The sequence below is a fragment of the Rathayibacter tritici genome (assembly GCF_001641005.1).
Lineage (GTDB): Bacteria > Actinomycetota > Actinomycetes > Actinomycetales > Microbacteriaceae > Rathayibacter > Rathayibacter tritici.
The window spans coordinates 198,945-222,883 of record NZ_CP015515.1 but is presented as its reverse complement, the minus strand read 5'-3'; the positions used below and the strand labels follow the sequence as shown (position 1 = coordinate 222,883).

Genomic DNA, 23,939 nt, shown 5'->3' with positions numbered 1-23,939 from the left:
CACAGACGCCCGGTGCGGTAGTTTGTCCCGTGTGGGGATCGTCCACCGGGACACGTGCAGAGCACTGGATGAGCCGCGGGGTGTGGAATTGCCCGCTATGTGGAGGCGTCTTTGATCGCTTCAAGTCACCGTCGCTCAAGGCGGCCCACAGCGGCTCGTGACGGCGTTCTCACCCCGCTGCACTCAGCGGGCGAGATCTGATGTCAGCGGGCGAACGTGCGCCCATAGACCGAGCGCAGCTCCCGACGAACTCGTCAACGCTCACACGCAGCTGCCGCTCTAGGAAAAGCAGACTTTGGTCTAGCATCTAACTTGCGAAGCCAGCAACGCGCAGTTCCTGGCGTAGGGAGTCAGGCCAGCAGGGCGTCGACGTGCCAGCGAATTGTGTAAGCGACGTACGGTTCGAGTATATGAATTGTCTTCCCGACATCGTCGGGCATGTACTCGAACACGGGCTGCGGCGTGCCCCCAGCGGGGTCATCGTCTGATCCCGCCTCGAAGATGTCGGCAGCGGTCGCGTTCTCGTCCTCGGCCTCTTTAAGCTTGGCCTTCAGCGGCTTGGACGCAAGCTCGCTCATCTGCGCCAGCTTGCCACCGACCGTGACATCACCCGACTTCGAGGACTTGAGCATCGCGTCGATCTTCACGTTCAGCTCCACGAGGGAAAGGTCGAGAGGGGGGCCCAGCTCTTTCAATGCAGCGATGATGACCTGGTAGCCGTCAAAGGTCCGGCCGTCGAGGAGCTGGTGTTTTTTCCTCTTCTGACCTCGAACTGATGGCCCACCAATGAATCGTTGAACCCACTTGATCGCACCCTCGTCGCGCACTTCTCGGTGAAATTCTGCCCAGTCGCTGGGTGCTACGAGGGCTTTCGGCGTGTCGCTTCGCTCCAAAACTTCATTGACCGTCTCGACCAGCTCAAGGCAGAGCTGCTGCATGATCTGAGGGCTGCCGTAACTTGCCGCCGCTAGCCGATCGCCGAGGCCAAAGAGATCCGTCAGGTTGAGTTCAGGAAAGCCGAGGGAGGCGATCTCGGCTAGATCGGTCTGTGCCCAGGGGGTCACTTCGACAAGGGCCGTGCGGCCGGTCATATCTGAGACGAGATCGGTGGTCTCGGCGCGGCGATGCGGCAGAGTTATTAGGATTACGGTCGCGCCCACGTAAGCCAGAGGCTTAAGTGCTTGCACAAGTGCCACACGAACTTCTCGAGGGATGAAGTGGAAGTCATCGACCACGACCGTCACCCTGCCGCCCTTCGCAATGACGATCTCGACGGCCTCGTGAGCGGCTTGCTCGGCGTTGATAATGGTGTTTGAAGACGCTCCTACATCCAAAGTGTGCTCACCACCGATTTCCGCTCCTGCCTCGCCAATTCCGAAAATCCCCAACCGGCTCAGCAGGTTCCATTTGCTTCTGTCGCCCGTCACCTTCGACTGCGACTTTTCGCTGGGGATGCCCAAGTACCCGGCAAACCGCATCCAGAAGTCATCGACCTTCTGAATTGCGTGTCCCTGGATCGTGAACGCGTTCGGCGCCTCGCGCTGCGCCAACACGGTCTTGCCCATTTTGGTAGGGCCGATGACGGAAACGAGTGAGCCACCACGCCGGATGTGCTTGCGCAAAGTTGCAGCGGCATCGTCGTGTTTGCGGTCGACGTAGGTCAGGGTCGTGTTTTTACCAGGGGTAAACACGTTCGAGGAGAGGGTGGCCACGACGCCACCCTACGGGTCGAGGTTAGCGGGGCACAACGGAGTCGTTGAAGTGGTGCGAGGCGTTCCGTAAGGGGATCTTGCTCCGGACGTCGGGGATGGCGATTTGGCGCGTTTACGCTTGTCTTTGGTCTCGTAGGCGGTCACACTGAGACGTGCACACCTCGCCAGCTTCTGAGCAGCCCGATCCGCCGGTTGCCTTTGTTTCATATTCCTGGGCATCCACAGAGCACGTCGCCTGGGTCGCGGACCTAGCTCGGCGATTGCGTGCCAATGGAGTTGACGTCCATCTCGACCGTTGGGACGTGCGTCTCGGGCACGACCTGAACTTGTTCATGGAGCGGTACCGCGCTCCGTCGGCCCGGGTTCTAGTCGTGCTCTCCGATGATTACGGCCCGAAGGCCGACAACCGCGGCGAACAGCCTTCTGGTGTTGGCACGGAGACGACCATCGTCTCCCCGACCGTCTACCGCGACTTGGGAGGGAATCGAGTAATCCCTGTCGTCCCAGATTCTGGGACTGTGGTGGGGAAGCCTGTCCCGCCTGCATACCTGGACGGTAGACAGTGGATCGACTTCCGCGATGATCACGAGTACGCCTACGAGCGGCTGCTCCGCGACCTGCACGGGGTCCCGATCGAAATTGCTCCCGCGTTGGGACGCAACCCGTTCGTCAGTGCAACCGAAGCACAGGCCAGGACTGCGATCCGAAATGATCCCGCTCGTTGGCACGACGGGCGGACCAGCGCGGCGATTGAGGTGAACATGAACGAGAACTCCGGCCGCTTCGCCATCGGAAGCGACGAGACCCGTTTTGAACTCCAGTTGGACTACCTGTCTGGCAGCGGACCCCGACCGGGCGGAGAGAAGCGCGTGCGCCACTACAACGATCGGATCGGCAACATCGGCCTGATCGCTGCGGATGCAGACCAAACGAAGGCGTTCGTCGACCTCGCTGCCCTTCCGATGTCCAACCGAGTGGAGGTAACCACTCCGGGCGACGTGTTGGTCATGGTCAACCGCGAGGGCTACTGGGCACTTCTCATACACGATGATGTGGTCTTCCGGCCCGGCTTCAACGGCTTCGAAGCCGTGGCGCAACTGCGCTACGTCATCGCTGCCGATCGCACCGCCACTCTGAAGCCTGACGATCTACCGCCCAGGGCTGAGCAAGACGCATGATGGCTCGGCCGAACACCAGTGGTGTGCAGGCAGGCCACGAGAGCTCCCAGCGCGTCCCGTATGGGGATCGCCCAGCGAGACGCTCCGAGCGTCCATAGCAGCGCCCGGATTCGCGGGTCACGGAGCGCCGCAGATGACCCATCCGATCACCCGCCCGCTGAAGGGGCCGCGAGCGGAACACTCCCCGCCTGGCTGATCTCGTGGGATACGCACCACCAAACAGGACGCGCAGGCGCAACGCCCTGGCCGCCGCCAACGCCCCCGCCGAACGCATGTCGACTCCACCGAACCGACCACTCGATCACGCGCACCGACAACAACTGCACACGCGATACGACTCGACACTCGCAGCCGCCGCCCAGTCACTGTCAGACCCGCGTGAGGCGTCGCCCCGGCCGCGGTTCTGGCAAGGCGGAGGAGGGAGCCGTAACGGCGGACAACACCGCCAGAACCGTCCCCGGGCGGCGCCTAGTCGTTGCCGAGGATGATGATGGAGGCGGTCGGGGGTAACGCGTCCTCGTGGTACCGCTCGATCTCTTCGATGGCGGCCGGGTCGGCCTGCTCGAGGAACTGGGTGAGGCGGGCGACCTCTTCCGTCTCGCCGATCGATTCGGCGGCGCGGCGGAGGGCGTAGAGGGCGAGGAGGAAACCGCGGTTGGGTCCGTGCCGCCAGGGGATGGGGCCCTGGCCGCGCCAGCCGGCAGCGCGGAGGAGATCGAGGCCGCGGTGGTATCCGACGCGGGCGTAGGCGTAGGAGGGGAGCGCTGCGTCGATGCCCCAGACGCTGTCGGCGAGGAGGGCCCAGGCCAGTGGGGAGCGCGGATAGGCCGCGGCGAGGGCGGCGAATTCGACGGCTCCCGGGTCCGCGTGCTTGGTGAGGGCCGCGGTGACCGCGGGCTCCTCGGGGAGGAGCGTCGGTTCGGGGCCCAGCAGGTTCTCGCCAGTCATGCTGCCAGGCTATCCCGCTCCCGGTTGTCCGGGTCTGGGAGCCGACCGTCCGGCGCAGGCCTGGCGCTGCTCCACGGTGCCGCCGCGACGGAGAGGATCGCGGGGCAGTGAGCACCGCGGAGCAGCGGGCCCCGCTGATCCTCCCGCCATCGCCGTCGCGCGGAGGGGCGCCGCCGATAGCATCAACGCATGGCGACAAACCGCAGTGAAGTCGAGGCCTGGCTCACCGACATGGACGGTGTGCTGGTGCACGAGAACAAGGCGCTCCCCGGTGCGCCCGAGCTGATCCAGGAGTGGATCGACTCGGGGACGCCGTTCCTGGTGCTGACGAACAACTCGATCTTCACGCCACGAGACCTCGCGGCGCGGTTGCGCGGGTCGGGGCTGCATGTGCCGGAGGAGCGCATCTGGACGAGTGCTCTGGCGACCGCGGATTTCTGCGCGTCGCAGAAGCCGGGCGGAAGCGCGTTCGTGATCGGTGAGGCGGGGATCACCACCGCGCTGCACGAGGCCGGCTTCATCATGACCGAGACTGCGCCCGACTACGTGGTCGTGGGTGAGACGCGCAACTACAGCTTCGAGGCGATCACGAAGGCGATCCGTCTGATCGTGGCGGGGGCCCGTTTCATCGTCACCAATCCGGATGCCACGGGTCCGAGTTCCGAGGGCGTGCTCCCGGCGACGGGGGCGATTGCCGCGCTGATCACGAAGGCGACGGGGAAGGATCCGTACGTCGTCGGCAAGCCGAACCCGATGATGTTCCGCTCGGCGATGAACAAGATCGGCGCGCACAGCGAGAACACGGGGATGATCGGCGACAGGATGGACACCGACATCGTCGCGGGTATCGAGGCGGGTTTGCACACGGTGCTGGTGCTGACGGGCATCAGCGACGAGGCCGAGATGGAGCGCTACCCGTTCCGACCGGACGAGGTGCTGAGCGGGGTGCACGAGCTCCTGTCGGCGGAGCCGCTCGAGTCGGAGTTCCCACCGGAGTCTGCGGTCTGACTCTCGTCGGCGCGGTGGCTCCCCACGAGACGCGGGCGGCGGCGTCGCCGGGCTCAGAAGCGGACGTGCTGGAGCACCCAGGCGTGCATCGCGACGGCGGCCGCCGCTGACGCGTTGATCGAGCGGGTCGAGCCGAACTGGGAGATCTCGAGCACGGCCTCGGCGGCGTCCAGCGCGTCCTCCGAGAGCCCGGGCCCCTCCTGCCCGAACAGCAGCAGGCACCGCTCGGGCAGGCGGTAGGTCTCGAGCGGCACGCAACCGGGGACGTTGTCGATCGCGATCAGCGGCACCTCCGCCTCCGCCGCCCACTGCACGAGATCGGCCACCGTCTCGTGGTGCTGGACGTGCTGGTAGCGGTCGGTCACCATCGCGCCGCGCTTATTCCAGCGCCGCCGACCGACGATGTGCACGCTCTCCGCGCCGAACGCGTTGGCGCTGCGAACGATCGAGCCGATGTTCATGTCGTGCTGCCAGTTCTCGATCGCGACGTGGAACGGGTGCCGGGTGCGGTCGAGTTCCGCGACGATCGCGTCCATCCGCCAGTAGCGGAACCGGTCGACCACGTTGCGCGCGTCGCCGCGCTCCAGCAGTTCCGGGTCGAGACGGTCATCCTCCGGCCACTCGCCCAGCCAGGGGCCGACCCCGTTCGTGGTGAGCTCGACGGAGGCGGTGGGTCCCGCCGCGGGGGTCGCCTCGTTCTCCTGCACGATCGGCAACCCTACTGCGCGTGTGCGGTCGCGGTCGGCCCGAGAGCGCAGGGCACGCGGATCAGCCTGCGGGGCTGCCGGCCAGGGAACCGGTCAGCTCGCCGCCGCCTGCTCGGTTGACGAAACAGTAGTAGCTGCGCTCGCCCGCGTCCCACTGCTCCTGGGTGACGGGGAACGCGCCGGACACCTGCACGTCGCCGTAGGCCTCGGCCGCGGAGATGCTCACGACGCCCTGCGCCTGACAGAGCGAGGAGACGGTGACGGCCAGCGCCTCCTGGCCGGGGAAGGCGGCGTCGGTCAGCTCGGCCTTGGCCACGAGCTGAGCGGAGTGGGCGGTCGCGCAGTCGACGACGGTGAACTCCTCCGCCCAGACGGAGTCGAAGGGCTGCACGCACTCGCCGCCGAGCATCGCCCTCCACGCCCAGGTACCGGCGGGCAGCGGGCCGACCGTCGGCAGGGCCCCGGTCGGCGCGGGCGTCGCATTGGTGGGCGTCTCGCTGACGGCCGGGGCAGCCTGCGGGTCGGGCTGATCACCGGCGCTCCCGACGGCGATGCCGATGGCGAAGAGCACGGCGAGCAGAATCACGGCGCCCGCCGCAATCAACGCGATCAGGAGGCGCCGCCGGCTGAGGGTGCGCCAGAGCGGCGGTCCGACGGGGGCGGATTCTCGCTCGCGGCTCCCGGGGCGGGACCGGGCCGAGCGGGACGTGCGCGGCGCGGCGGCGTTGACGTGCGCGGCCGCGGGCGCGGTGCGAAAGGGAGCCGCTTCGGCGGCGACGGCGGGCTCGGACGCCGGCTCAAGGTCCCACGCGTAGGCGCCCGCGGTCTCCCGCCAGAGTTCCTCGTCGCCACCGTCCCTATCGGGCTCATCGCGCGGGGCGACGATCTGCTCCCACACGGGCGGCTGGTCCCAGTTGCCACGCGGGTCAGGCCACTCGTAGACGGCGGGCGGGGCCGGCTCTCGGGGGGCGGGCGCGGTCGCGCCGGTGGGGCGGCCGTCGGCGGCGGGAGGGGCATCGGCGGCGAGGGGGGCATCGGCGGCGGGAGGGGCGTCGGCGCGATCCGGGGTTGAGTCGTCGGCAGACGTGTCGCCGGACTCGCCGTCCTCGACGGGTGCGGGCGCCGCACTCAGCACGGGCTCTCCCGGCCAGAGACCGACCGGAGCAGCAGGGCCGTGGCGCGGTGCGGACTCGGCTTCCACGGGTCGCTCCGACCCCGACGTCGCCGACGCGCTCGGTGCGTCGGCCGCCGCCGCCTCGGATCCGTTCACCGCCGATCCGGCACCGTCCTCCGTCGGCCGCTGCACCGGAGCAGGGGGCCGAGGCGAGTCGAAGATGCTCTTCAGCCGGCCACCGCTGAGCTGCTGGAGCAGCCACTCGCTACTGCCGACGGGACGATCCGGCTCGGGACGCTCGTTCCCGTGAGGAGTCGACTCCCGGCCCTCGATCTCGCGGTCCTCCGGCTCCGGGTGCTCATCCGAGCCTCCGTCGCGTCCACCCTTGTCGACCATCAGCTCAGGCCGAGGTCGGCCAGACCGATCGCCGCGAAGTACGGGTAGCCGGCGTCCTCGATGATCTCGCGGGCCCCGGTCGCACGGTCGACAACGACGGCGACTCCGGCGATTTCAGCGCCGACCTTTCTCAGGGCCTCGATCGCCGTCAGCGGGGAACCACCGGTGGTGGACGTGTCCTCGACGACCACGACGCGCTTGCCCTCGAGGTCGGGGCCCTCGACCTGCCGACCGCGGCCGTGGTCCTTGGGCTCTTTGCGCACGACGAACGCGTCGTAGGAGAGCCCCCGAGCGGCGCCCTGGTGCAGGATCGCGGCGGCGATCGGATCGGCTCCCATCGTGAGGCCGCCGACCGCGTCGACGCGCTCGATCGGCGCGATCAGGTCGAGCATGACCTGCCCGATCAGCGGGGCGACGCGGTGGTCGAGGCTCACCCGCCGCAGGTCGACGTAATACGACGCCTGTGCGCCGCTGGTGAGGGTGAAGTCCCCGTGGAAGACGGCATCGGAGCCGATGTACTCGATGAGCTGGTGGCGTGCGTCGGTCACGCGCCTACTCTACGGGGCGCCCCCTCCCCCGCCCGGGAGCGCGCCCGCTGCGGCGTGCTCGCCCGCCTCGTCGGCGCCTCCTCGGAACTGGGTCATGTACAGCTCGTAATAGGCACCCCGCTGCTTCAGGAGCGCCTCGTGCGCGCCCTGCTCGACGATGCAACCCGACTCCATCACCAGGATGGTGTCGGCGTCGCGGATGGTCGAGAGACGGTGTGCGATGACGAACGAGGTGCGGTCGGTGCGCAGCGCGTTCATCGCGTGCTGCACGAACAGTTCGGTGCGGGTGTCCACCGAAGAGGTTGCCTCGTCGAGGATCAGCAGCGACGGATTGGCGAGGAACGCCCGAGCGATCGTGATCAGCTGCCGCTCACCGGCCGAGACGCTGCCGCCGTCGGCGTCCAGCACCGTGTCGTAACCGCCGGGCAGTCGGCGGACGAAGCGGTCGACCATCGTGGCTTTCGCCGCATCGACGATCTCGTCGTCGGTCGCGTCCAGGCGGCCGTAGCGGATGTTCTCGCGGATCGTGCCCTCGAAGAGCCACGCGTCCTGCAGCACCATGCCCACCCGCGAGCGCAGGTCGCCGCGGGCGAGGCTGGTGATGTCGACTCCGTCGACCAGGATCCGCCCGCCGGTGAGCTCGTAGAAGCGCATGACCAGGTTCACCAGCGTCGTCTTACCGGCTCCGGTGGGGCCGACGATGGCGACCGTCTGCCCGGGCTGCGCCGAGAAGGTCAGCTCCTCGATCAGCGGCTGCTCCGGGTCGTACGAGAAGGACACGCTCTCGAACTCGACGTGCCCATCGGTGCGCTGCGGGAGCGACGCGGTGGCCGTCTCCGGATCCTGCTCCTCGGCGTCGAGCAGCTCGAAGGTGCGCTCGGCCGACGCGACGCCCGACTGGAGCATGTTGGCCATGCTCGCGAGCTGCGTCACCGGCTGGGTGAACTCGCGGGAGTACTGGATGAACGCGGTCGCGTCGCCGAGCGTCAGCTGCCCGGAGGCGACGCGCAGGCCGCCGACCACGGCGATCAGCACGTAGGAGAGGTAGGAGACGAACGTCATCGCCGGCATGATCATGCCCGAGACGAACTGGGCGCCGAACGATGCGGTGTAGAGGCTGTCGTTGCGGCGATCGAACTCCTCGAGCATCTCGCGGTCGCGGCCGAAGGCGCGGACGATCTCGAGGCCGGAGAAGGTCTCCTCGATGTGGCCGTTCAGCGCGCCGGTGTTCTTCCACTGCGCGGCGAAGAGCTTCTGCGAGCGGGCGCCGATCACTCCCGCGATCACGCCCGAGAGCGGGATCGAGACCAGCGCGATCAGCGCGAGCTGCCAGGAGACGATGAACATCATTGCCGCAATTCCGATGATGGTCAGCACCGACTGCACCAGCTGCGAGAAGGCCTGCTGAAGCGCCGTCTGAATGTTGTCGACGTCGTTGGTGACGCGCGACATCACGTCACCGCGCTGGCGAGTGTCGAAGAAGCGCAGCGGGAGCCGGTTGAGCTTGGCCTCGATGTCCTGGCGGAGACCGTAGACCACGCGCATCACGAGCCCGTTGAGCAGGTAGCCCTGCGCCCACATCAGCACCGACGCGACCACGTACATCAGGAGCACGACGATGATCAGGCGGCCGAGCACCACGAAGTCGATGCCCTGACCGGGAACAATGTCGGTCTTCGAGAGCATGTCGGCGAAAGTGCCGTTGCCCGAGGCGCGCTGCTGCTCGATGATCTGCTCCAGCGGGACGCCCGCGGGCAGACCCGAGCCGATCACTCCGTTGAAGATTGTGTCCATCGCCTGCCCGAGGATCTTGGGGGCGATGACGGTGAGGACGACCGACAGCGAGACCAGGGCGACCACGAGGATCATCCGCGCGCGCTCGGGCCCGAGCAGCGCGAACAGGCGCTTGGCGGAGGGCCAGAAGTTCTGGGCTTTGCGGGCGGGCGGTCCGTCGCCGAACATCCCGCCGTCGCCCTCGCCGGGGTCGAACTCCGGCTCGAGGGACTCCGTCTCCGCGGCGGTGGACGTGGCGGCGGTCGTCTCGCGTGCGCGCGCCATCTCAGGACACTCCTTCGACGCTCAACTGGGATTCGACGATCTCGCGGTAGGTCGGATTCGTCTCACAGAGCTCGTCGTGCGTGCCGCGGCCGACCACCCGGCCCGCGTCGAGCACGACGATCTGGTCGGCGTGGCGGATCGTCGACACCCGCTGCGCCACGATGATCACGGTCGCGTCGGTAGTGGCCTGGGCCAGCGACTCCCGCAGCCGCGCATCCGTCGCGACGTCGAGCGCCGAGAACGAGTCGTCGAAGAGGTAGACCCGGGGCCTGGCAACGAGCGCGCGCGCGATGCAGAGCCGCTGGCGCTGCCCGCCCGACACGTTCGTCCCGCCCTGCGAGACCGGTTCGTCGAGCCCGTGCTCCTTCCTCCGCACGAAGTCCTCGCCCTGGGCGATGCGCAGCGCCTCCCAGAGCTCGGCGTCGGTCGCGTCGGGCCGGCCGAAGCGCAGGTTCGAGGCGATCGTGCCCGAGAAGAGGTAGGGCCGCTGGGGGACGAGCCCGATCACCTGGGCGAGCTGCGCCCGGTCGAGGGAGGAGACGGGCACGCCGTCGATCGTGACGGTGCCCTCCTGCGGGTCGAACAGTCGCGGCACGAGGCCGAGCAGCGTCGTCTTGCCAGCGCCGGTGGAGCCGACGACGGCGGTGGTGCGGCCCGGCTCCGCGACGACGTCGATCCCCGAGAGCACGGGGCGCTCGGCACCCGGGTAGCCGAAGACGACCCCCGAGAACTCGACGCGGCCGCCCGTCGGCGTCCGGACACCGCCCTCGGGGGTGGTCAGGCTGGTGCGAGCGTCGAGCACCTGCTGGATCCGCTCGGCGCAGACGACCGCACGCGGGATCATCATCACCATGAAGACTCCCATCATCACCGCGGTGAGGATCTGGAGGAGGTACTGCAGGAACGCGGTCAGCGAGCCCACCTGCATCTGACCGGCGTCGACCCGCTGCCCACCGAACCACAGCACGGCGGCGGTGGCGAGGTGCAGGATCATCATGATCGCTGGGAACATCAGCACGAAGATGTTGCCGACCTTGATCGACACCTCAGTGATCGCCGCGTTGGCTCTGCGGTACCGCTCCGACTCGAACGGCTCGCGCACGAAGGCGCGCACCACGCGGATGCCCGTGATCTGCTCGCGGAGCACGCTGTTGATTCCGTCGATCCGGTCCTGCATCAGGCGGAACAGCGGCAGCAGCAGGAACACCAGGACGCCGACGACGACGAACAGCAGCGGAACCGACACCCAGACCAGCCAGGAGAGCCCTGCGTCCTCGCGCAGCGCGAAGACGATGCCGCCGACACACATGATCGGTGCGGACACCATGAAGTTGAGGGTCATCAGCACGAGCATCTGCACCTGCTGCACGTCGTTCGTGCCGCGGGTGATCAGGGTGGCGGTGCCGAAGCCGCCCACTTCGAGCCCGCTCAGCGAGTCGACGCGGCGGTAGACGTCGCGGCGCAGGTCGCGACCGACGGACATCGCGGTGCGGGCGCCGAAGTAGACGGCGGCGATCGCCGCCGCGACCTGCACCAGGCAGACGCCGAGCATGGTCATCCCCGTGGCCCAGATGAAGTCGGTGTCGCCGCGGCCGATGCCCTGGTCGATGATCTCGGCGTTGAGGCTCGGCAGGTAGAGGGCGGCGAGCGTCGCGACGAGCTGCAGCACGACGACGGCGACCACCCAGCGCAGGTAGGGCTTCGCGTACGACGACGCGAGTCGGAGCAGGATCATGGGTCCTCCGGGGCGGGCAGGGGGGTGGGGCGGAGGCGGCCGCTCAGGAACGCGGCAAGTCAACCATCGACCACCGACACCCGTTCCGCAATCCGATGAGCGGATACCCGCCTCTCATCCGCCCGAAGCCGACGTGTCGGCGGCGGCTCCTACACTTTCAGGATGCGCATCGCCACCTGGAACGTGAACTCCATCCGGGCCCGCACCGGCCGCGTCGTCGACTGGCTCGTGCGCGAGGACATCGACGTGCTGGCCATGCAGGAGCTCAAGTGCAAGCCCGAACAGTTTCCGCACGAGGCCTTCGCCGACGCCGGCTACCACGTCGAGATGGTTGGCCTCAGCCAGTGGAACGGTGTGGGCATCGCCTCCCGACTGCCGATGGAAGACGTACAGATCGGGTTTCCCGGCATGCCCGGATTCGCCAAGGAGCCGGCGGCTGACGGCAGCTACCCGCTCGAGGCCCGCGCGATCGGCGCGACCGTCGACGGAGTCCGCGTCTGGAGCCTGTACGTCCCGAACGGCCGCGCGGTCGACGACCCGCACTACCACTACAAGCTCGACTGGCTCGCGGCCCTTGCGGCGAGCGCTCGCGAATGGCTGGCCGCTGAGCCCGATCTGCCCCTCGCGCTGGTCGGCGACTGGAACGTCGCTCCGCTCGACAGCGATGTCGGCGACCCGAGCCTGGGCCCCGGATCCACGCACGTCTCGGTCCCCGAGCGCGCGGCCTTCTCCGCCTTCGGGGCCGCGGGCCTGCGCGACGTCGTTCGCCCGCTCGTCCCCGAGGGCTACACCTACTGGGACTACAAGCAGCTGCGCTTCCCGCGCAACGAGGGTCTGCGGATCGACTTCGTGCTCGGCTCCCCCGCGTTCGGCGAGCTGGTCACCGGAGCATCGATCCACCGCGACGAGCGCAAGGGCGACGCCCCGAGCGACCATGTGCCCGTGGTGGTCGACCTCGACCTCGAGACGACCCTGGACGACGACCGTCCGATGATCTTCTGAGCATGGCCTCGTCGAAGAAGAAGCGCGCGCGGCCTCAGGGCGCCACGGCCGCTCCGGCCCGCCCCGCTCCCGCCCGGCCCGCTCCCGCCCGGCCCGCCGCCGCCCGGGACGAGTTCCGCACGGACGCGTACCGCTCCGTCCGCGAGATCATCGCCGCCGGGAAGCCGCACCGGCGCCGCTGGGACCTGGTGCTCTCCGTCCTCGGCTGCCTCGCGCTCGGCCTACTCTGCATCGTGCTGGGCTATCTCGCCGCGGTCCTCTCCGTCTTCCCCGCTCAGTGCGAGGGCCAGAACTTCGCCTGCGACTTCGACCGGATCGACTGGGGCGTCTCGATCGCGCTCCTCGCTCCACCCGCCCTGACGCTGATCGCCGTCGGCGTCACGGTCATCCGACACCTCGTCGGCCGTCGCTCGTTCTGGATCCCGATCGTCGGATTCGCACTCTGCGTCGGCGCCGCGTTCCTCGCCTCCTGGCTCGTCACCAGCTCGATTCCCGGCTCGGCGCTGGCGTAGCGCCGAGCCGGGCGGCCCTCAGCCGCAGCCGGGCTCGTCGCTGACGGTCACCGTCGTCGGATTGATCATCGGAGTGACGCGCACGGCCTGGTTCCCGAAACCTGTGCTCTCACCGGCGCTGAACTGCACGTCGAACGTCTTGGACTCCCCCGGCGCAAGCTGCACGGCGACCTTGGAGACGGGACGGCCGAGGTCCTCGAACGTCTGCGGGTCGTAACCGGTGCCGTCGCCCCAGGACGCTTCGGCGATACTCGTGCCGGGAGGACCGTAGACGTAGATGTTGGTCACGAAGTCGCCGAGCGGATACGGGCCCCGACCACCCGCCGCGGCGACGTAGGCCGGCAGGCCCTGAGCCACGGACTTCGTGATCGTGTTCGTGACGGTGACGGACGTCGAGAAGACCGCGCCGGACGCGGCACAACGATCGACGCTCGACTGCGCGACTGCCGTCTTGAGGTAGTAGTCCATCTTCGATCCGCGGGACGCGTCCTGGAAGAACACGCCCGTCGTCGTGCTCTCGGCGGTCGAGCCCGGCAGCACGCCCGCGATCGGGGTGGGCGAGAGGAGCGCCTGCTCGTCGGCGTCCGAGCTGAAGGCCAGGATCCTACTCTCGCCGACCGCCTTCACGATCGCCGGCAGCATCGTCGTCGGCTCCATCTCTCCGCCGAGGATCTTGCCCAGAATCGTGGCGCTCGCCTCGGAGAAGAACTCATCCGTCCGCTCGCCGACGACGGAGGCGGGGTAGCGGAAGTAGACCTCGTTGAGCAGCGTCGAGACGGTGTTGTCACTGGTGAGGACCGTGCCGTCGGTGAGAGTGACCGGGCCGGTCGAGGCGAGGAGGTAGGAGAGGGCGACGGGGTCGATGGCGAGCGCGCCGTCGATCTTCTGCTCGGGGAACTTCTGGGCCCAGAACTGCGAGGCGATCGACGCCGCGGTGGGGAAGTCGGGCCGGCTCGTCGAGACGTTGAAGGTCGTCGCGAGGTTGGGGCCGATGGTGTCGAGCGCGCTCTCCTCGACGGTGACCGGTTCCAGGCCCCTGAAGTCCGAGCTGGACTGCTGGCGGCCGATCGAGATCGCACCACCGTCAACGTCGAGCTGCATCACCGAGGAGGCGCCGCCGCCGAGCGCCTGGGACTCTGCCAGGTTCTGGAACAGCACGAGGTAGTGCCGCGGGCCGGAGGCGCCGAGCGAATCCGGCAGGATCGCGGTCAGCGGCTCGACCTGGTCCATCGCCGCGGTCGCCGTGGCCAGCTGCGGGCTGAAGGAGTCGAGGGCGGAGGAGACCTGCGGGACGAGCTGCTCACGGTCGACCCCCGAGACCCGGGCCTGCGCCTCATCGACGACTCCCTTGGCGACCGTGATCTTCTGCGAGAGCTCGGTGATCGCGGCGAGGTCGACCTTGCCGCCGACCGGCTTGAGGATGTCGAGCGAGGTCGTCGAGAGCGGAGTGACGATCTTGCCGGAGATGTCGTCGGCGATCTCTGTCGCGGCACGGACGGCGGACAGGTTCGGGCCGAGGTACGGGACGACCTCCATCACCCGCCACACCGGGTCGTCGGTCTCGTCCCGCGCCTCACCGGTGAGCGTCGCGATCTGCGCGGCCGTCGCCTCCGCTCCCGAGGTGTCGAACGCCGTGAGCTTGCCGGTGACCTGCGAGACCAGCGGGATCGCCTCGGTGAGCTTGTCGCGGACCGTCATCGCCTTGTCGTAGGTGCGCACCCCGAGGAGCACAACGACGACAGCGCCGATCAGCAGGACGAGGAGGACGATCAGCGTGATCCAGAGGCCGCGACGGCGGCGCGGCCTGCCGGAGGCGCGGCGAGAGGCGGACGTGGTGCTCATTGCAGAGAGCCTAAGCGACGGCCCCCGGGCGCGACGGGCTCCGCGCCACCGCAGCCGACCCAGGACGAGGGACACGGAGGAGAGGGAGCTCCGGGAGCGCGACTGCGTCGACCAGGCCCACGTCGCCCTCCGCGAGATGCGATCTATGACGCCTCCGGCCGGGGCAGTATCTAGTGGCCGTTGCAACGCGTTGTGTTTACTCTGCTGCTTCTTGTTCGAGCAGGGCGGCGAAGGCGGCGATGGGGACCTTCATTTCGAGGGTGGGCCGGGTCGGTGGTTCAAGGCCGAGGCGACGTGTACGAGTTCTTGTAGTGCCCAGTGAGCGAGGTCGGAGCCTTTCTCGACCCAGTGCAGGAAGAGGCGGTTGGTGTTCTCATTCGTGCCGCGCTGCCAGGGGGAGTGCGGGTCGCAGAAGAACACGGGCGTGTCGAGCTCTTTCGTGATGCGACGGTCGTCGGCGAGTCTGGTGCCGCGGTACCACGTGATCGACCCGCGGAGCTGTTCGGGGGGTCTTTCATCGCGGTGACCATCGCCGTAGCGACTGTGTCCGCGGTGTGATCTCCGAGCAGATGCAGCAGGATCGTGTAACGGGTGGTCCGTTCCACGAGGGTTCCGATCGCGGACCGCGAGCCGACGCCGATCATCACATCGCCCTGCCAGTGCCCAGGGACCGCGCGGTCCTCAATCTCCGCGGGACGGTCGGAGATTATGAACGCCGTCCGGTAAGGCGAGACGGGCCTGGTCGAGCCGCTGCTCTTGCGGGCGGTGCGGTGCGTGGAGAGCTGTTTCGCGAGGTCAGCGCGCAAAACCCCGCGGGTCTTGACGTAGAGCGACCGGTAATCGGAGCTTGTCAAGTTGTGTGTGTAAGTGGGCGGAGTCTCGGGTTTAGCGGTAATGGTTGAGGTGCTCGGGATAGACGAGGCAGAGCTGTTCGAGGGCTGTCATCAAGTTCGTCGCGCCTTGCCCTGAGGCACCGACCAAATGCAGGAGCAGGTCGGTCATGTAGCCGCTACGGGAGACGTGAGGGATGACCAAAGATCAGGAAGCGAACCGCTGCATACGCTGCTTTCCATTAGGGTCACGTAAGCCTCAAACAGCGAGGTCGAGGGGCAGATCAGCGATGTCTTTGAGTCGCTTTCCCTCGATCATCATGTGCAACGATTCGGTAGCGTCTCCGTGACCTTCGTGCTCTACAGCTTCAACTAGCTCCGGGAGAGCGAAGTGGTAGACGCAGTCGATGTCGCCTGTACCAAGCGCCACAGATGCGATCCGCGAGGGAAGCGGTTCAGCCGTGACGACGGCGATATGGGGGAGTCGACCCTTCCTGTTGCGGATCAAGTTGAGAGCCTCTGAGCGCGAGTTTTGCGCTCGATCGCTTCGGATCGTCCACTTGCAGGACACGACCGCGTGCAAGATGCGGCGGGTCTGATTCGATGACCGCATAGCCGTGTGGAGAGCAACGGTCTCGTCGACGAGGACTTCCTGAGCGTTGATTACCCTGTCGTCGACTGGCGCGCGCGACACGACGATGTCAGGGGCGATGGTGTACCCGTTCCCGAGCACCGCTTGCAGCTGAGGATTGGCTCGCACGGCAGCGTTGAGCTCGACGAGATGCGCGTACTGCTCAAAGACAGAGGCCTGTGCGGCCGCTCCGCGCCCGCCGACCTTCCTGATTTCCCAGTCTCCGGGACGAAGGGCTTGCAGCGCAGGGAAGGTTGCGTTGAGGAAAGCCGCGGTGGCCGACTCGAACTCGTTCCCGGAAGTTTGTCCCGCTCGTCGCTCGGCAATTGTCTCTACACGGAGACTCTCGGCCATCCGTTTGGCGTATTTGACGCTCGTGGTGTTATTCCTGTCGGCGTTACTGGGCACGCCATTGTCACTAAGGGTCAAAATCGATCCCATCAGCAGACCCGCGTGGAACTGGCGACGAGCCTCAGCAAACGCAGCCGTACTGCGATTGAGCTCCACTACGCGACGGCGTGGAGTCGGCGCTTTGTCAACGCTGCGCTGATTTGATTTCCGACTGCCGCGGCAACAGGCGGCGGGAAGGCGTTTCCAACCTGCCGGTATGCAGCCGTCTTTCGGCCAAACAACTTCCACTCATCGGGGAAGCCCTGAAGACGTGCAGCCATGCGAACGGTCAGCCTCGGCATCCCCTCGAAGCCGGACTCAGGGGCTTCGTCGGCGAGGGACTTACCGTTCACACCCAGCATCGCCCAAGCCGCTCTTGCGCGAGTAGGGCCGAGGTCCGGTCCGCCGTGTTTCTTAGACCCACCAACCAGCGTGGGTGCAATGGTGGAAGCGTTCCTCGCCCACTCGCCAGCACCCTCCCAGCCGTTGGCTGCCATCAGGTCGTGCAGCAGTTCGCCCACGGTCAGAGGAGTGGCTTCTTGGGGCGTCGGCCAATGAAAGTCATCGGCGTATTCGTTCCGGACTCCGGTGAAGATGACGCGGGGCCGCAGTTGCGAAACCCCGTAGTCAGAGGCGTTTATAAGGCGCCATCCTCCCGTGTAGCCCATCTTCTTGAGCTGACCTTCGACATCGAGGCGGTACATGTCGAAGACGGCGTCGAGCAGTCCTCGGACGTTCTCGAACATGACGGCCTTGGGGCGAATTTCATCGACCAGCTCGATAGCCTTCGGGAACAAGTTGCGCTCGTCCTCCGCGCCGAGCTGCTTGCCTGCCTTGGAGAACGGCGGGCAGGGTACGCCGCCCGCGAGCAGGTCGACACCCTTGTAATCGGCGCCTGACCAGGTGAGGAGGTCCTTTTCCATGACGTTCCACTCGGGGCGGTTGAGCTTGAGGGTCTGGCAAGCCGCGTGCTCGAGCTCAACGAGAGCTTCGTGGGCGAAGCCTGCCTGCTCCAAGCCGAGGGCCTGGCCTCCCGCACCGGTGCAAATTTCGATAGAGGTTAGGTCCGCGTTCACGGTGCTCCTTCAGATCTACTACGGACACGACACTACTCGAGACCACCCACATCGTGCCGTGGTCGTGCCATCACCATCATGGTCGGTGGCGGCGGCGCGACCAACATGGCATGTCAGCTGCAGGTAGGGAGCGCCGCCGCTCCTCTTGACCAGGGTTCCCCTACCTATCACGGTGGCTTCGATACGGCTGACCATCTCATGCTAGACGTAGCCACCGACAGTGGGCACCCCTAGCACCGTCGTGCGAGCGAGCACTCCAGCGCGTGTGAACCGGACGGGCAGCGGGTGGCGACCTCTGGGCTCGTCCTCTGTGATGCGCACTCATACGGCTCACCTCGCGTCGGCCTCACACGCGCAAGCGGTTTTGACAATCTCAGTCGTCCCGTATCCGGTGGGACACGAGACTCGCTGGTGGCTTGTATCTGGGGCCTACGCGGACTCGGCGTTAACTGATTTCAGCCAGTGCCGACCGATCGTATTGCGAGGGGTCGAAGCGAGTTAGTCGACGCGCATCTTCAGGAATTTGCGCTCAAGCTCTTCGCTCTCTGCAGCAACGCCTCCTGACTGCGGCGGCTGCGTACATCATCCTTACGCAAGCTTCTGCCCTCATCCAGGACTACCTGGAATTGCTCAGTTGCTAGTTGAACAGCCGTCACGATCGCCGACTCAATCTTCTCGGCGAAAGCTTGAACCGAAACCACGTAGGTCAGCTTCTTGGGCATCTTCAACCGCTTGCTCGCATCATCAAGGTTCGCACTTTCGAAGATTGGAACGATTTCCGGGTTAATCAGCGCCGACACCATCATGGCGATGTGGTATCTTGCAGCCTTCAGAGTGCTTGACTCAGGCGTTCGAGCGAAAAAGCGATCTACGCGGTAGAGGATCCACGCTGCGTAATAGAAGGCTTCGACGGGGTAGTCGCCCCACACGAACGAGCCTTCAGCTTCGAGCTCCTTGGGCGAGCCAATGGCGCGCGACGAATCCCCGAACAATGCTGCGGCGACGGCCCGGTTGAGTTCGGAAGTGGTCACAACCCTCGTCCGTGGGAAGTCGAGAGCGGACCCCTGATTCTGCCGCAATAGCGGAGGCCATCGATGCCCGACTGCCCGAAATACTCTTCGACATTTTTAGCCACTTGCGAACTCGCTTGGATATCAGCAGCGCCGATAGGCGTTTGCAGGTTAGTGGCGATGGCTACGCTAGTGCGCACTCCCGGGTCGCTCGAGCTAACGATCTTGACTGGAATCCAAAGCTCTTCCATTAGCTTCGGATCCGATTTCACCGCATCGCTCGCCGCCCAACGAACCAACTGATGACTTGTCTGACCTCCGTTGACGATCTGGTACCCAGAAATGAAGAACCGGTCTCCGGAACCACGAAGTGCGGTAGCAATGATGGTCAGGCCATTGTTCAGGAAGGGGAAATGCTCTCGGTCGGAGCTTTGAAGTGTGCCGATTATTCGAGTATTGACGGGGTTGTGGTTGCCGAGGTCGAGACGGACGTTATCATCAAAGATGCCAGGGCGCATGTTGCCGATGTCGTCCGTCAGCAACTTCAATGCCTCAGCACCAGAGATTAGACCAATGTAAGCCTCGCTTACTCGGTCCGTGGCCGGTATGGTCTGTCGCTTCTCGAAAGTAAATCGAATATTTTGAGGTCCGTGGCGCTCTTTAAGTTTGGCGGCCAGAGCATCATGACCGTGCGTCCGAAGTTGCAGGTTCTCGGAGTAGATACCGAGTTCTTGAATGCGGCTGATAGCTTGTGAAACTTGCAGCTCCTTGCGCGCGCTCTCGCCGTCGTTCGAGCTGGTCGTCACGTAGAACAATTCGCATGGAATTCGCGTGTCTTGGAACTTGTCGCCGCTCTCCGCGATCCGGTCGATGAGGTTGGCGAGGTCGACCAACGGCGCTGGAAGCGGAAGGCTTTTCGGCTTGATTGCATACTTGGTTACAGTCTCGATGCCGTGGAGGAACTTCGCGATCAGCTTTGAGTCATAGGACTCGCTAGTTTTCGCCTGAATAAAGATGATCCTGACAGAGTTTGACGTTTGATCGGCAATCAGGTAATCAATCTCCGAGGGCTCAAAAACGAGCTGCCCATTGACCACGACGGCCGCGATATCGATGCCCTCGTCGCTAGCTCCTCCGAGAACGGATCGCTCGATCTGCCGGACATCGTCACGCACATACGGGAAAAGGTAGTTGGCTGCAACATAGCGCTCGAACTGATCGGACTCGTCGCCGTCAAATCCGAAGTCTCTCGCGAACTTAGCTACTCGTTTTCCAGTCAACGTGTGCATTGGTCATCCCCTTGAGCGCGGCGCCACCGCTAGGCACCGGTGCGATACGCACCTTACCGTCCACTGTGTGGCTGAGCGAACTGCACGCTAGAACCTGAGGCCTATTCAGAGCACACGATCCAGCGCTTGGAAATCTACGCTTTCCTCCATCCTTGGGGAACAGATCCGTCAATAATCGCCTGATCAGCTTCGGGCTCGAGTCAGCATCCATCGCTTCCGTCACGAACCACGCCAACTCCGGCGTCGATGCGTGCTTCGGGATCTTCGAGCGCCGCCCCAGCTGGTGCGCGTGATGACGAGCCAAAGCCGCTCGTAACACGCCGACCGTCCGCGACGCCCGACGAACCTCACGCCGAACAATCGAACGGTCCCGACCGATCGCAGCACCGATTCGAGCGAACGACCACCCGTCCTGACGTCGAACCTCGATCATCAACCGCTCACGCAACGACAGATACCGCCCCTCGCCGACCTGTTCAGCCAGCGCAGGATCCGCAATCCCCGACCCCGCGTTCCCGTGATTAGGTCGCAGACCACCAGGCTGCCGCTACCACTCCGGACCCGACCGAGACGACGCGCCCACCGCGCACGCGGCCGCATGCTCCCCGACCCCCTCGAGCACGAGAGCCACAGACACCTCCCTCGCCTCCCCACCAAACCGACGACCCCGAGCAGGAACCCATGACGTAAACACTCCGAACTATCGAAGCGTCGCAACGACTATATGATTCCGCCCGGCGCGTCAGCCTCCTAAGTGGCACTCGCGGAGGGGGACGGGGGCGGCAGTGGCCGTTGCAGCGACCGCGCAGCACGCCTACGGTGTCGGGCATGCCGCATCTCGAGGTCCCCGGCGCGAGCCTGCACTGGAAGGCGGACGGCCACGCCTCCGCGCCCGCCCTGCTGCTCGTGCACGCGGGCATCGCCGACCTGCGGATGTGGGATCCGCTCGTCCCGAACCTCGCGCGCGAGCGCCTGGTGATTCGCTACGACGTCCGCGGGGCCGGCGGCACGAGCACGGCGGACGTCGAGTTCGACCCGCGACGAGACGCCCTGGATCTGCTCGATCACCTGGGAGTCGAGCGTGCGGTGGTCATCGGCTGCTCGCGAGGCGGCACCCTGGCCCTGGATCTGACGCTCGAGCACCCGGAGCGGGTGAGCGGCCTGGTGGCGATCGCTCCCGGCCTGGCCGGCTTCGACTACCCCGCGCTGACCACGGAGGAGGAGCGCCGCTTCGCGCAGGTCGAGGCGCTGGAACTCGCCGGGGAGCAGGAGGCGGCGACGATCCGCGAGGCGGAGCTGTGGGCCGTGGGCCCCGACCGCTCGGCTGGCGACGTCGATCCGGAGTTCCTCGCACAGGTGCGGGAACTCGCTCTCGCAGGCGTCGGCCACGAATCGGAGGCGCCGCGCCCGATCGAGCTGCCCCGGCCCGCACGCGAGCGGCTCGGGGAGATCGCCGTACCGACCCTCGTCGTGGTGGGCGCGCACGACCTGTCCGAGTCGCTGCCCGTCTGCGAGTACCTCGCCGCCGCGGTGAGCGGGGCGGAGCTACGTGTGCTCGAGGACGCCGCGCACCTGCCCAGCCTTGAGCGCCCCGAGGAGTTCCTCGCGGTGCTGCGCCCGTGGCTGGAGCGCCACGCCCTCTGATCAGCCCACGGCGGCCAGGTCGAACGCCCAGTCGACATAGAGCGCCGGCGGGTCGCCCTGCTCGACGAGATCGACCCGGTCGAATCCGGCCTCGACGCAGGTCGCGCTGGCATCGAGGTCGCCCTGCGCTACGAAGGCGTGCACGAAGCGCGGCACGGGGTGCTCCGCGGCCTCCTCGAGCAGCAGCCGCACAGAGTTCACGGTGACGCCGCGGGCGTGCGGAACGATGTTCCAGGCCGCCTCGTAAGCGAGTACGCCGCGCGAGGAGCCGTACCAATAGCCGATGGAGCCGACGGAGACACCGTTCAGCTCGACCACGTAGAAGAACGCATCTCCGTCCGCCCAACCGCGCAGGTAGCGGTCGTGACGCACGAGGATCTCGCTCTCGCTCTCGAGTTCACCGTTCGCCTGCGCGAGGGTGTCGCGGAGGATCGCGGCGTCCGCCTGCGACCAGGGGAGCAGACGGAGGTTCTCGGGGTGGTGGTCGATGCTGGCTGTTCTCTGGTCGCTTCCGGGTTCGGGTCCCGTCACGCGCTCCGATCCTCTCTCTCGGGGTGGCTCGTCGATCGAGCGCGCCACCAGGGTGTTCGGCGCGCCGGTTCGATCGGATGTCCCCGCACTCGGGATGCGGACACTGTGTCGCCCCATCCTCGACCCGATGACGGGCCAAAAACGGAGTGCGGAGTAATCTAGCCCCGAATGGGGGGCTTTGGCCTGTATGGAACCTGGGTGAATCCTGGCCGCAGGGTCCCCGAGGCGCAGCGCAGACGTGCCCACCAGACAGCGAGTTCGCCGCATCGCTCCACCACAACGCAAGAAAAGCGCGCCGCTGCGCCCATACGCTCGAAGTCGGAGCGCATTCCGCTCCGAACACCCCGTATCACCAGCGTGAGGAGGATCACCATGTCGCATGTCGTGCACAGCACCGTCGTCGGAGAACCCGAGGTCGTCGAAGACCGCGTGGAGAACTCCGCCGCCTGGCTGGACCTCGTCGCCGCTGCCACAGCGCTGCATCCGCTGCAGGCGCAGGACGGCTCGCTCGCCGAGCCGGAGTGCCTTGCAGACGCCCGGGCCCTCGTCGAGCGGATCGTCGCCGGAATCCGCACCCTCGCCCCCACCTTCCCGCACGACGCGGCCTACCTCGATGCGCTCGTCGTGGACCTCGAGCGCTGGAGCGCCGACGGGCTGGGGGTGCCCGACTTCCTCGACTCCCTCACCGCTTTCCAGCCGCAACTCGACCGCGTGGACGGCCGCCGCCACCTCGTGGTCTTCCCGATGTACACGCAGAACGGCAGCCGCGATCGCCACGTCGAGGCCGTCCTGGTCGAGGTCGTCTGGCCGCGGTTCGTCGCCGAGCTGGAGGCGGGCGATTACTCCAACGCTCTCTTCGTGCCGGTGCGCTTCCTCGATTTCACCGCCGGCTACGACACCGACAGCGCGGTGCTGTTCCCCGAGACGGTCGCGATGCGCTCCGTCCCGTCCTTCACCTGGGGTGCGATTTTCGCCGACCGCGAGGCGGCCCGATTCCGCCGCGTCGTCACGGAGGCCGCGCGGATCACGCGGCTCGAACTGCCGGAGGACGCGCAGCGCCTCCTCGCCGACCAGCGCCTGGCCGAGGAGTCCTTCGTGATGTGGGACCTCATCCACGACCGCACCCACATGCGCGGAGACCTGCCGTTCGATCCGTTCATGATCAAGCAGCGGATGCCGTTCTTCCTCTACTCCCTGGAAGAGCTGCGCTGCGACCTCACCGCGTTCCGCGAGGCCGTCGCCATCGGGCGCCGCCTCGGCGCGCTGGAGCGCCGCGACGACGAGCAGGAGGCGCTCGCCGAGCGCTCGCGCTTCGTCCAGTACGCGATCCTGTTCGACCGGCTCTTCCGCTTCCCGCTCACCGGATCCCGGGTGCGCAACTACGACGGCCTCGGCGGCCAGCTGCTCTTCGCCTGGCTGCACCAGCGCGGCGTGCTGCACTGGACCGACACCCGGCTGGCGTTGGAGTGGGACGGCGTCGCGGACGTGGTCGTCGCCCTCTCGGACGCGATCGACGAGCTCTACTGGCGCTCAATCGACCGACCGAAGACGGCGCACTGGCTGGCCGCTCACCAGCTGATCGCAGCGACGCTCACGCCGCACCCCGCCTCCGCCTGGGCACGCGGGCTCCCGGATGAGGTGCTCCTCGGGGCCCCGCGAGGCCTCACCGACGCCGTGCTGGACGACGAGTTCCCACTGTCGATGTTCTACGAAGCCCTCGGGAAGAAGATGGGCGACGTCATCGCCTCGACCCGCGGCATCACCGGCCGGGACTGAGG

The 23,939-nt window shown here is 66.7% G+C and carries 20 protein-coding genes; 6 read left to right on the top strand and 14 right to left on the bottom strand.

All coding sequences use genetic code 11. From position 1 onward, the window contains the following. Positions 1-350: 350 nt before the first annotated feature. Positions 351-1,712, bottom strand: a complete 1,362-nt coding sequence (locus A6122_RS00960) for a hypothetical protein (protein ID WP_068250509.1) — start codon at positions 1,710-1,712, stop codon at positions 351-353. 152 nt (positions 1,713-1,864) lie between these two features. Between A6122_RS00960 and A6122_RS00955 the strand changes: the two genes are divergently transcribed. Further along, entirely contained in the window at positions 1,865-2,890 is a 1,026-nt protein-coding gene (locus A6122_RS00955) for a toll/interleukin-1 receptor domain-containing protein (RefSeq protein WP_084415723.1), read from the top strand. A gap of 468 nt (positions 2,891-3,358) precedes the next feature. Here the strand turns inward: A6122_RS00955 and A6122_RS00950 are convergent, their stop codons facing one another. Further along, on the bottom strand, positions 3,359-3,838 hold the full coding sequence (locus A6122_RS00950; protein WP_068250503.1) for a DUF3151 domain-containing protein: 480 nt from the start codon (positions 3,836-3,838) through the stop codon (positions 3,359-3,361). 189 nt (positions 3,839-4,027) lie between these two features. On the opposite strand from A6122_RS00950, the gene A6122_RS00945 reads away from it, so the two are divergent. Next, entirely contained in the window at positions 4,028-4,846 is an 819-nt protein-coding gene (locus tag A6122_RS00945; protein WP_068250500.1) for an HAD-IIA family hydrolase, read from the top strand. Between the two features lie 53 nt (positions 4,847-4,899). On the opposite strand, the gene A6122_RS00940 is transcribed toward A6122_RS00945, so the two are convergent. From A6122_RS00940 to A6122_RS00920, 5 genes are all read right to left on the bottom strand, one after another. After that, positions 4,900-5,553, bottom strand: coding sequence for a TrmH family RNA methyltransferase (locus tag A6122_RS00940; protein WP_068256789.1), 654 nt, complete (start codon positions 5,551-5,553; stop codon positions 4,900-4,902). 61 nt (positions 5,554-5,614) lie between these two features. Further along, positions 5,615-7,063, bottom strand: a complete 1,449-nt coding sequence (locus tag A6122_RS00935) for a septum formation family protein (protein WP_068250497.1) — start codon at positions 7,061-7,063, stop codon at positions 5,615-5,617. Beyond that, positions 7,063-7,611, bottom strand: coding sequence for an orotate phosphoribosyltransferase (gene pyrE / locus A6122_RS00930; RefSeq protein WP_068250494.1), 549 nt, complete (start codon positions 7,609-7,611; stop codon positions 7,063-7,065). Before pyrE ends, A6122_RS00935 begins: the two co-directional genes overlap by 1 nt. A 9-nt stretch (positions 7,612-7,620) precedes the next feature. Next, positions 7,621-9,669 (bottom strand): ABC transporter ATP-binding protein, encoded by a 2,049-nt coding sequence (locus tag A6122_RS00925; protein WP_068250491.1) that lies wholly within the window; start codon positions 9,667-9,669, stop codon positions 7,621-7,623. Position 9,670: 1 nt separating this feature from the next. Next, on the bottom strand, positions 9,671-11,404 hold the full coding sequence (locus A6122_RS00920; RefSeq protein ID WP_068250488.1) for an ABC transporter ATP-binding protein: 1,734 nt from the start codon (positions 11,402-11,404) through the stop codon (positions 9,671-9,673). A gap of 162 nt (positions 11,405-11,566) precedes the next feature. On the opposite strand from A6122_RS00920, the gene A6122_RS00915 reads away from it, so the two are divergent. Beyond that, positions 11,567-12,406 carry an exodeoxyribonuclease III gene (locus A6122_RS00915; protein ID WP_068250485.1) on the top strand — a complete coding sequence of 280 codons (840 nt, stop codon included), beginning with the start codon at positions 11,567-11,569 and terminating at the stop codon, positions 12,404-12,406. Positions 12,407-12,408: 2 nt separating this feature from the next. Continuing rightward, the gene (locus tag A6122_RS00910) at positions 12,409-12,918 is read left to right on the top strand and encodes a DUF6264 family protein (RefSeq protein ID WP_068250481.1); all 510 of its coding nucleotides are present in this window, start codon (positions 12,409-12,411) and stop codon (positions 12,916-12,918) included. Between the two features lie 18 nt (positions 12,919-12,936). Here the strand turns inward: A6122_RS00910 and A6122_RS00905 are convergent, their stop codons facing one another. The 6 genes from A6122_RS00905 to A6122_RS17630 all read right to left on the bottom strand — a co-directional run bounded on the left by A6122_RS00905 (position 12,937) and on the right by A6122_RS17630 (position 20,440). After that, positions 12,937-14,760, bottom strand: a complete 1,824-nt coding sequence (locus tag A6122_RS00905) for a DUF4012 domain-containing protein (RefSeq protein ID WP_068250478.1) — start codon at positions 14,758-14,760, stop codon at positions 12,937-12,939. Positions 14,761-15,849: 1,089 nt separating this feature from the next. Beyond that, on the bottom strand, positions 15,850-16,728 hold the full coding sequence (locus A6122_RS00900) for an NgoMIV family type II restriction endonuclease (protein ID WP_084415722.1): 879 nt from the start codon (positions 16,726-16,728) through the stop codon (positions 15,850-15,852). Continuing rightward, positions 16,728-17,687: a DNA cytosine methyltransferase gene (locus A6122_RS00895; protein WP_068250475.1), complete on the bottom strand. Its 960-nt coding sequence runs from the start codon at positions 17,685-17,687 to the stop codon at positions 16,728-16,730. Before A6122_RS00895 ends, A6122_RS00900 begins: the two co-directional genes overlap by 1 nt. Positions 17,688-18,202: 515 nt before the next feature. Further along, positions 18,203-18,718, bottom strand: coding sequence for a hypothetical protein (locus A6122_RS00890; RefSeq protein ID WP_068250472.1), 516 nt, complete (start codon positions 18,716-18,718; stop codon positions 18,203-18,205). Continuing rightward, positions 18,715-19,986 (bottom strand): AIPR family protein, encoded by a 1,272-nt coding sequence (locus A6122_RS00885; protein WP_068250469.1) that lies wholly within the window; start codon positions 19,984-19,986, stop codon positions 18,715-18,717. The genes A6122_RS00890 and A6122_RS00885 overlap by 4 nt, the downstream gene beginning before the upstream one ends. Next, positions 19,955-20,440, bottom strand: a complete 486-nt coding sequence (locus A6122_RS17630; RefSeq protein ID WP_418320029.1) for a helix-turn-helix domain-containing protein — start codon at positions 20,438-20,440, stop codon at positions 19,955-19,957. The genes A6122_RS00885 and A6122_RS17630 overlap by 32 nt, the downstream gene beginning before the upstream one ends. Positions 20,441-20,814: 374 nt before the next feature. Here A6122_RS17630 and A6122_RS00880 point away from each other — a divergent pair, with 374 nt between their 5' ends. Then, positions 20,815-21,630, top strand: a complete 816-nt coding sequence (locus A6122_RS00880; RefSeq protein ID WP_068250467.1) for an alpha/beta fold hydrolase — start codon at positions 20,815-20,817, stop codon at positions 21,628-21,630. Here the strand turns inward: A6122_RS00880 and A6122_RS00875 are convergent, their stop codons facing one another. Continuing rightward, positions 21,631-22,161: a GNAT family N-acetyltransferase gene (locus tag A6122_RS00875; RefSeq protein WP_068250458.1), complete on the bottom strand. Its 531-nt coding sequence runs from the start codon at positions 22,159-22,161 to the stop codon at positions 21,631-21,633. A gap of 372 nt (positions 22,162-22,533) precedes the next feature. Here A6122_RS00875 and A6122_RS00870 point away from each other — a divergent pair, with 372 nt between their 5' ends. Next, positions 22,534-23,937 carry a DUF6421 family protein gene (locus A6122_RS00870; RefSeq protein WP_068250455.1) on the top strand — a complete coding sequence of 468 codons (1,404 nt, stop codon included), beginning with the start codon at positions 22,534-22,536 and terminating at the stop codon, positions 23,935-23,937. Positions 23,938-23,939 lie beyond the last annotated feature (2 nt).

Coding starts and splice junctions, on each gene's coding strand:
- A6122_RS00915 (WP_068250485.1), top strand. CDS start 11,567: ATGCGCATCGCCACCTGGAACGTGAACTCCATCCGGGCCCGCACCGGC.
- A6122_RS00920 (WP_068250488.1), bottom strand. CDS start 11,404: ATGATCCTGCTCCGACTCGCGTCGTCGTACGCGAAGCCCTACCTGCGC.
- A6122_RS00885 (WP_068250469.1), bottom strand. CDS start 19,986: ATGCACACGTTGACTGGAAAACGAGTAGCTAAGTTCGCGAGAGACTTC.
- A6122_RS00910 (WP_068250481.1), top strand. CDS start 12,409: ATGGCCTCGTCGAAGAAGAAGCGCGCGCGGCCTCAGGGCGCCACGGCC.
- A6122_RS00925 (WP_068250491.1), bottom strand. CDS start 9,669: ATGGCGCGCGCACGCGAGACGACCGCCGCCACGTCCACCGCCGCGGAG.
- A6122_RS00945 (WP_068250500.1), top strand. CDS start 4,028: ATGGCGACAAACCGCAGTGAAGTCGAGGCCTGGCTCACCGACATGGAC.
- A6122_RS00880 (WP_068250467.1), top strand. CDS start 20,815: ATGCCGCATCTCGAGGTCCCCGGCGCGAGCCTGCACTGGAAGGCGGAC.
- A6122_RS00905 (WP_068250478.1), bottom strand. CDS start 14,760: ATGAGCACCACGTCCGCCTCTCGCCGCGCCTCCGGCAGGCCGCGCCGC.
- A6122_RS00950 (WP_068250503.1), bottom strand. CDS start 3,838: ATGACTGGCGAGAACCTGCTGGGCCCCGAACCGACGCTCCTCCCCGAG.
- A6122_RS00870 (WP_068250455.1), top strand. CDS start 22,534: ATGTCGCATGTCGTGCACAGCACCGTCGTCGGAGAACCCGAGGTCGTC.
- A6122_RS00935 (WP_068250497.1), bottom strand. CDS start 7,063: ATGGTCGACAAGGGTGGACGCGACGGAGGCTCGGATGAGCACCCGGAG.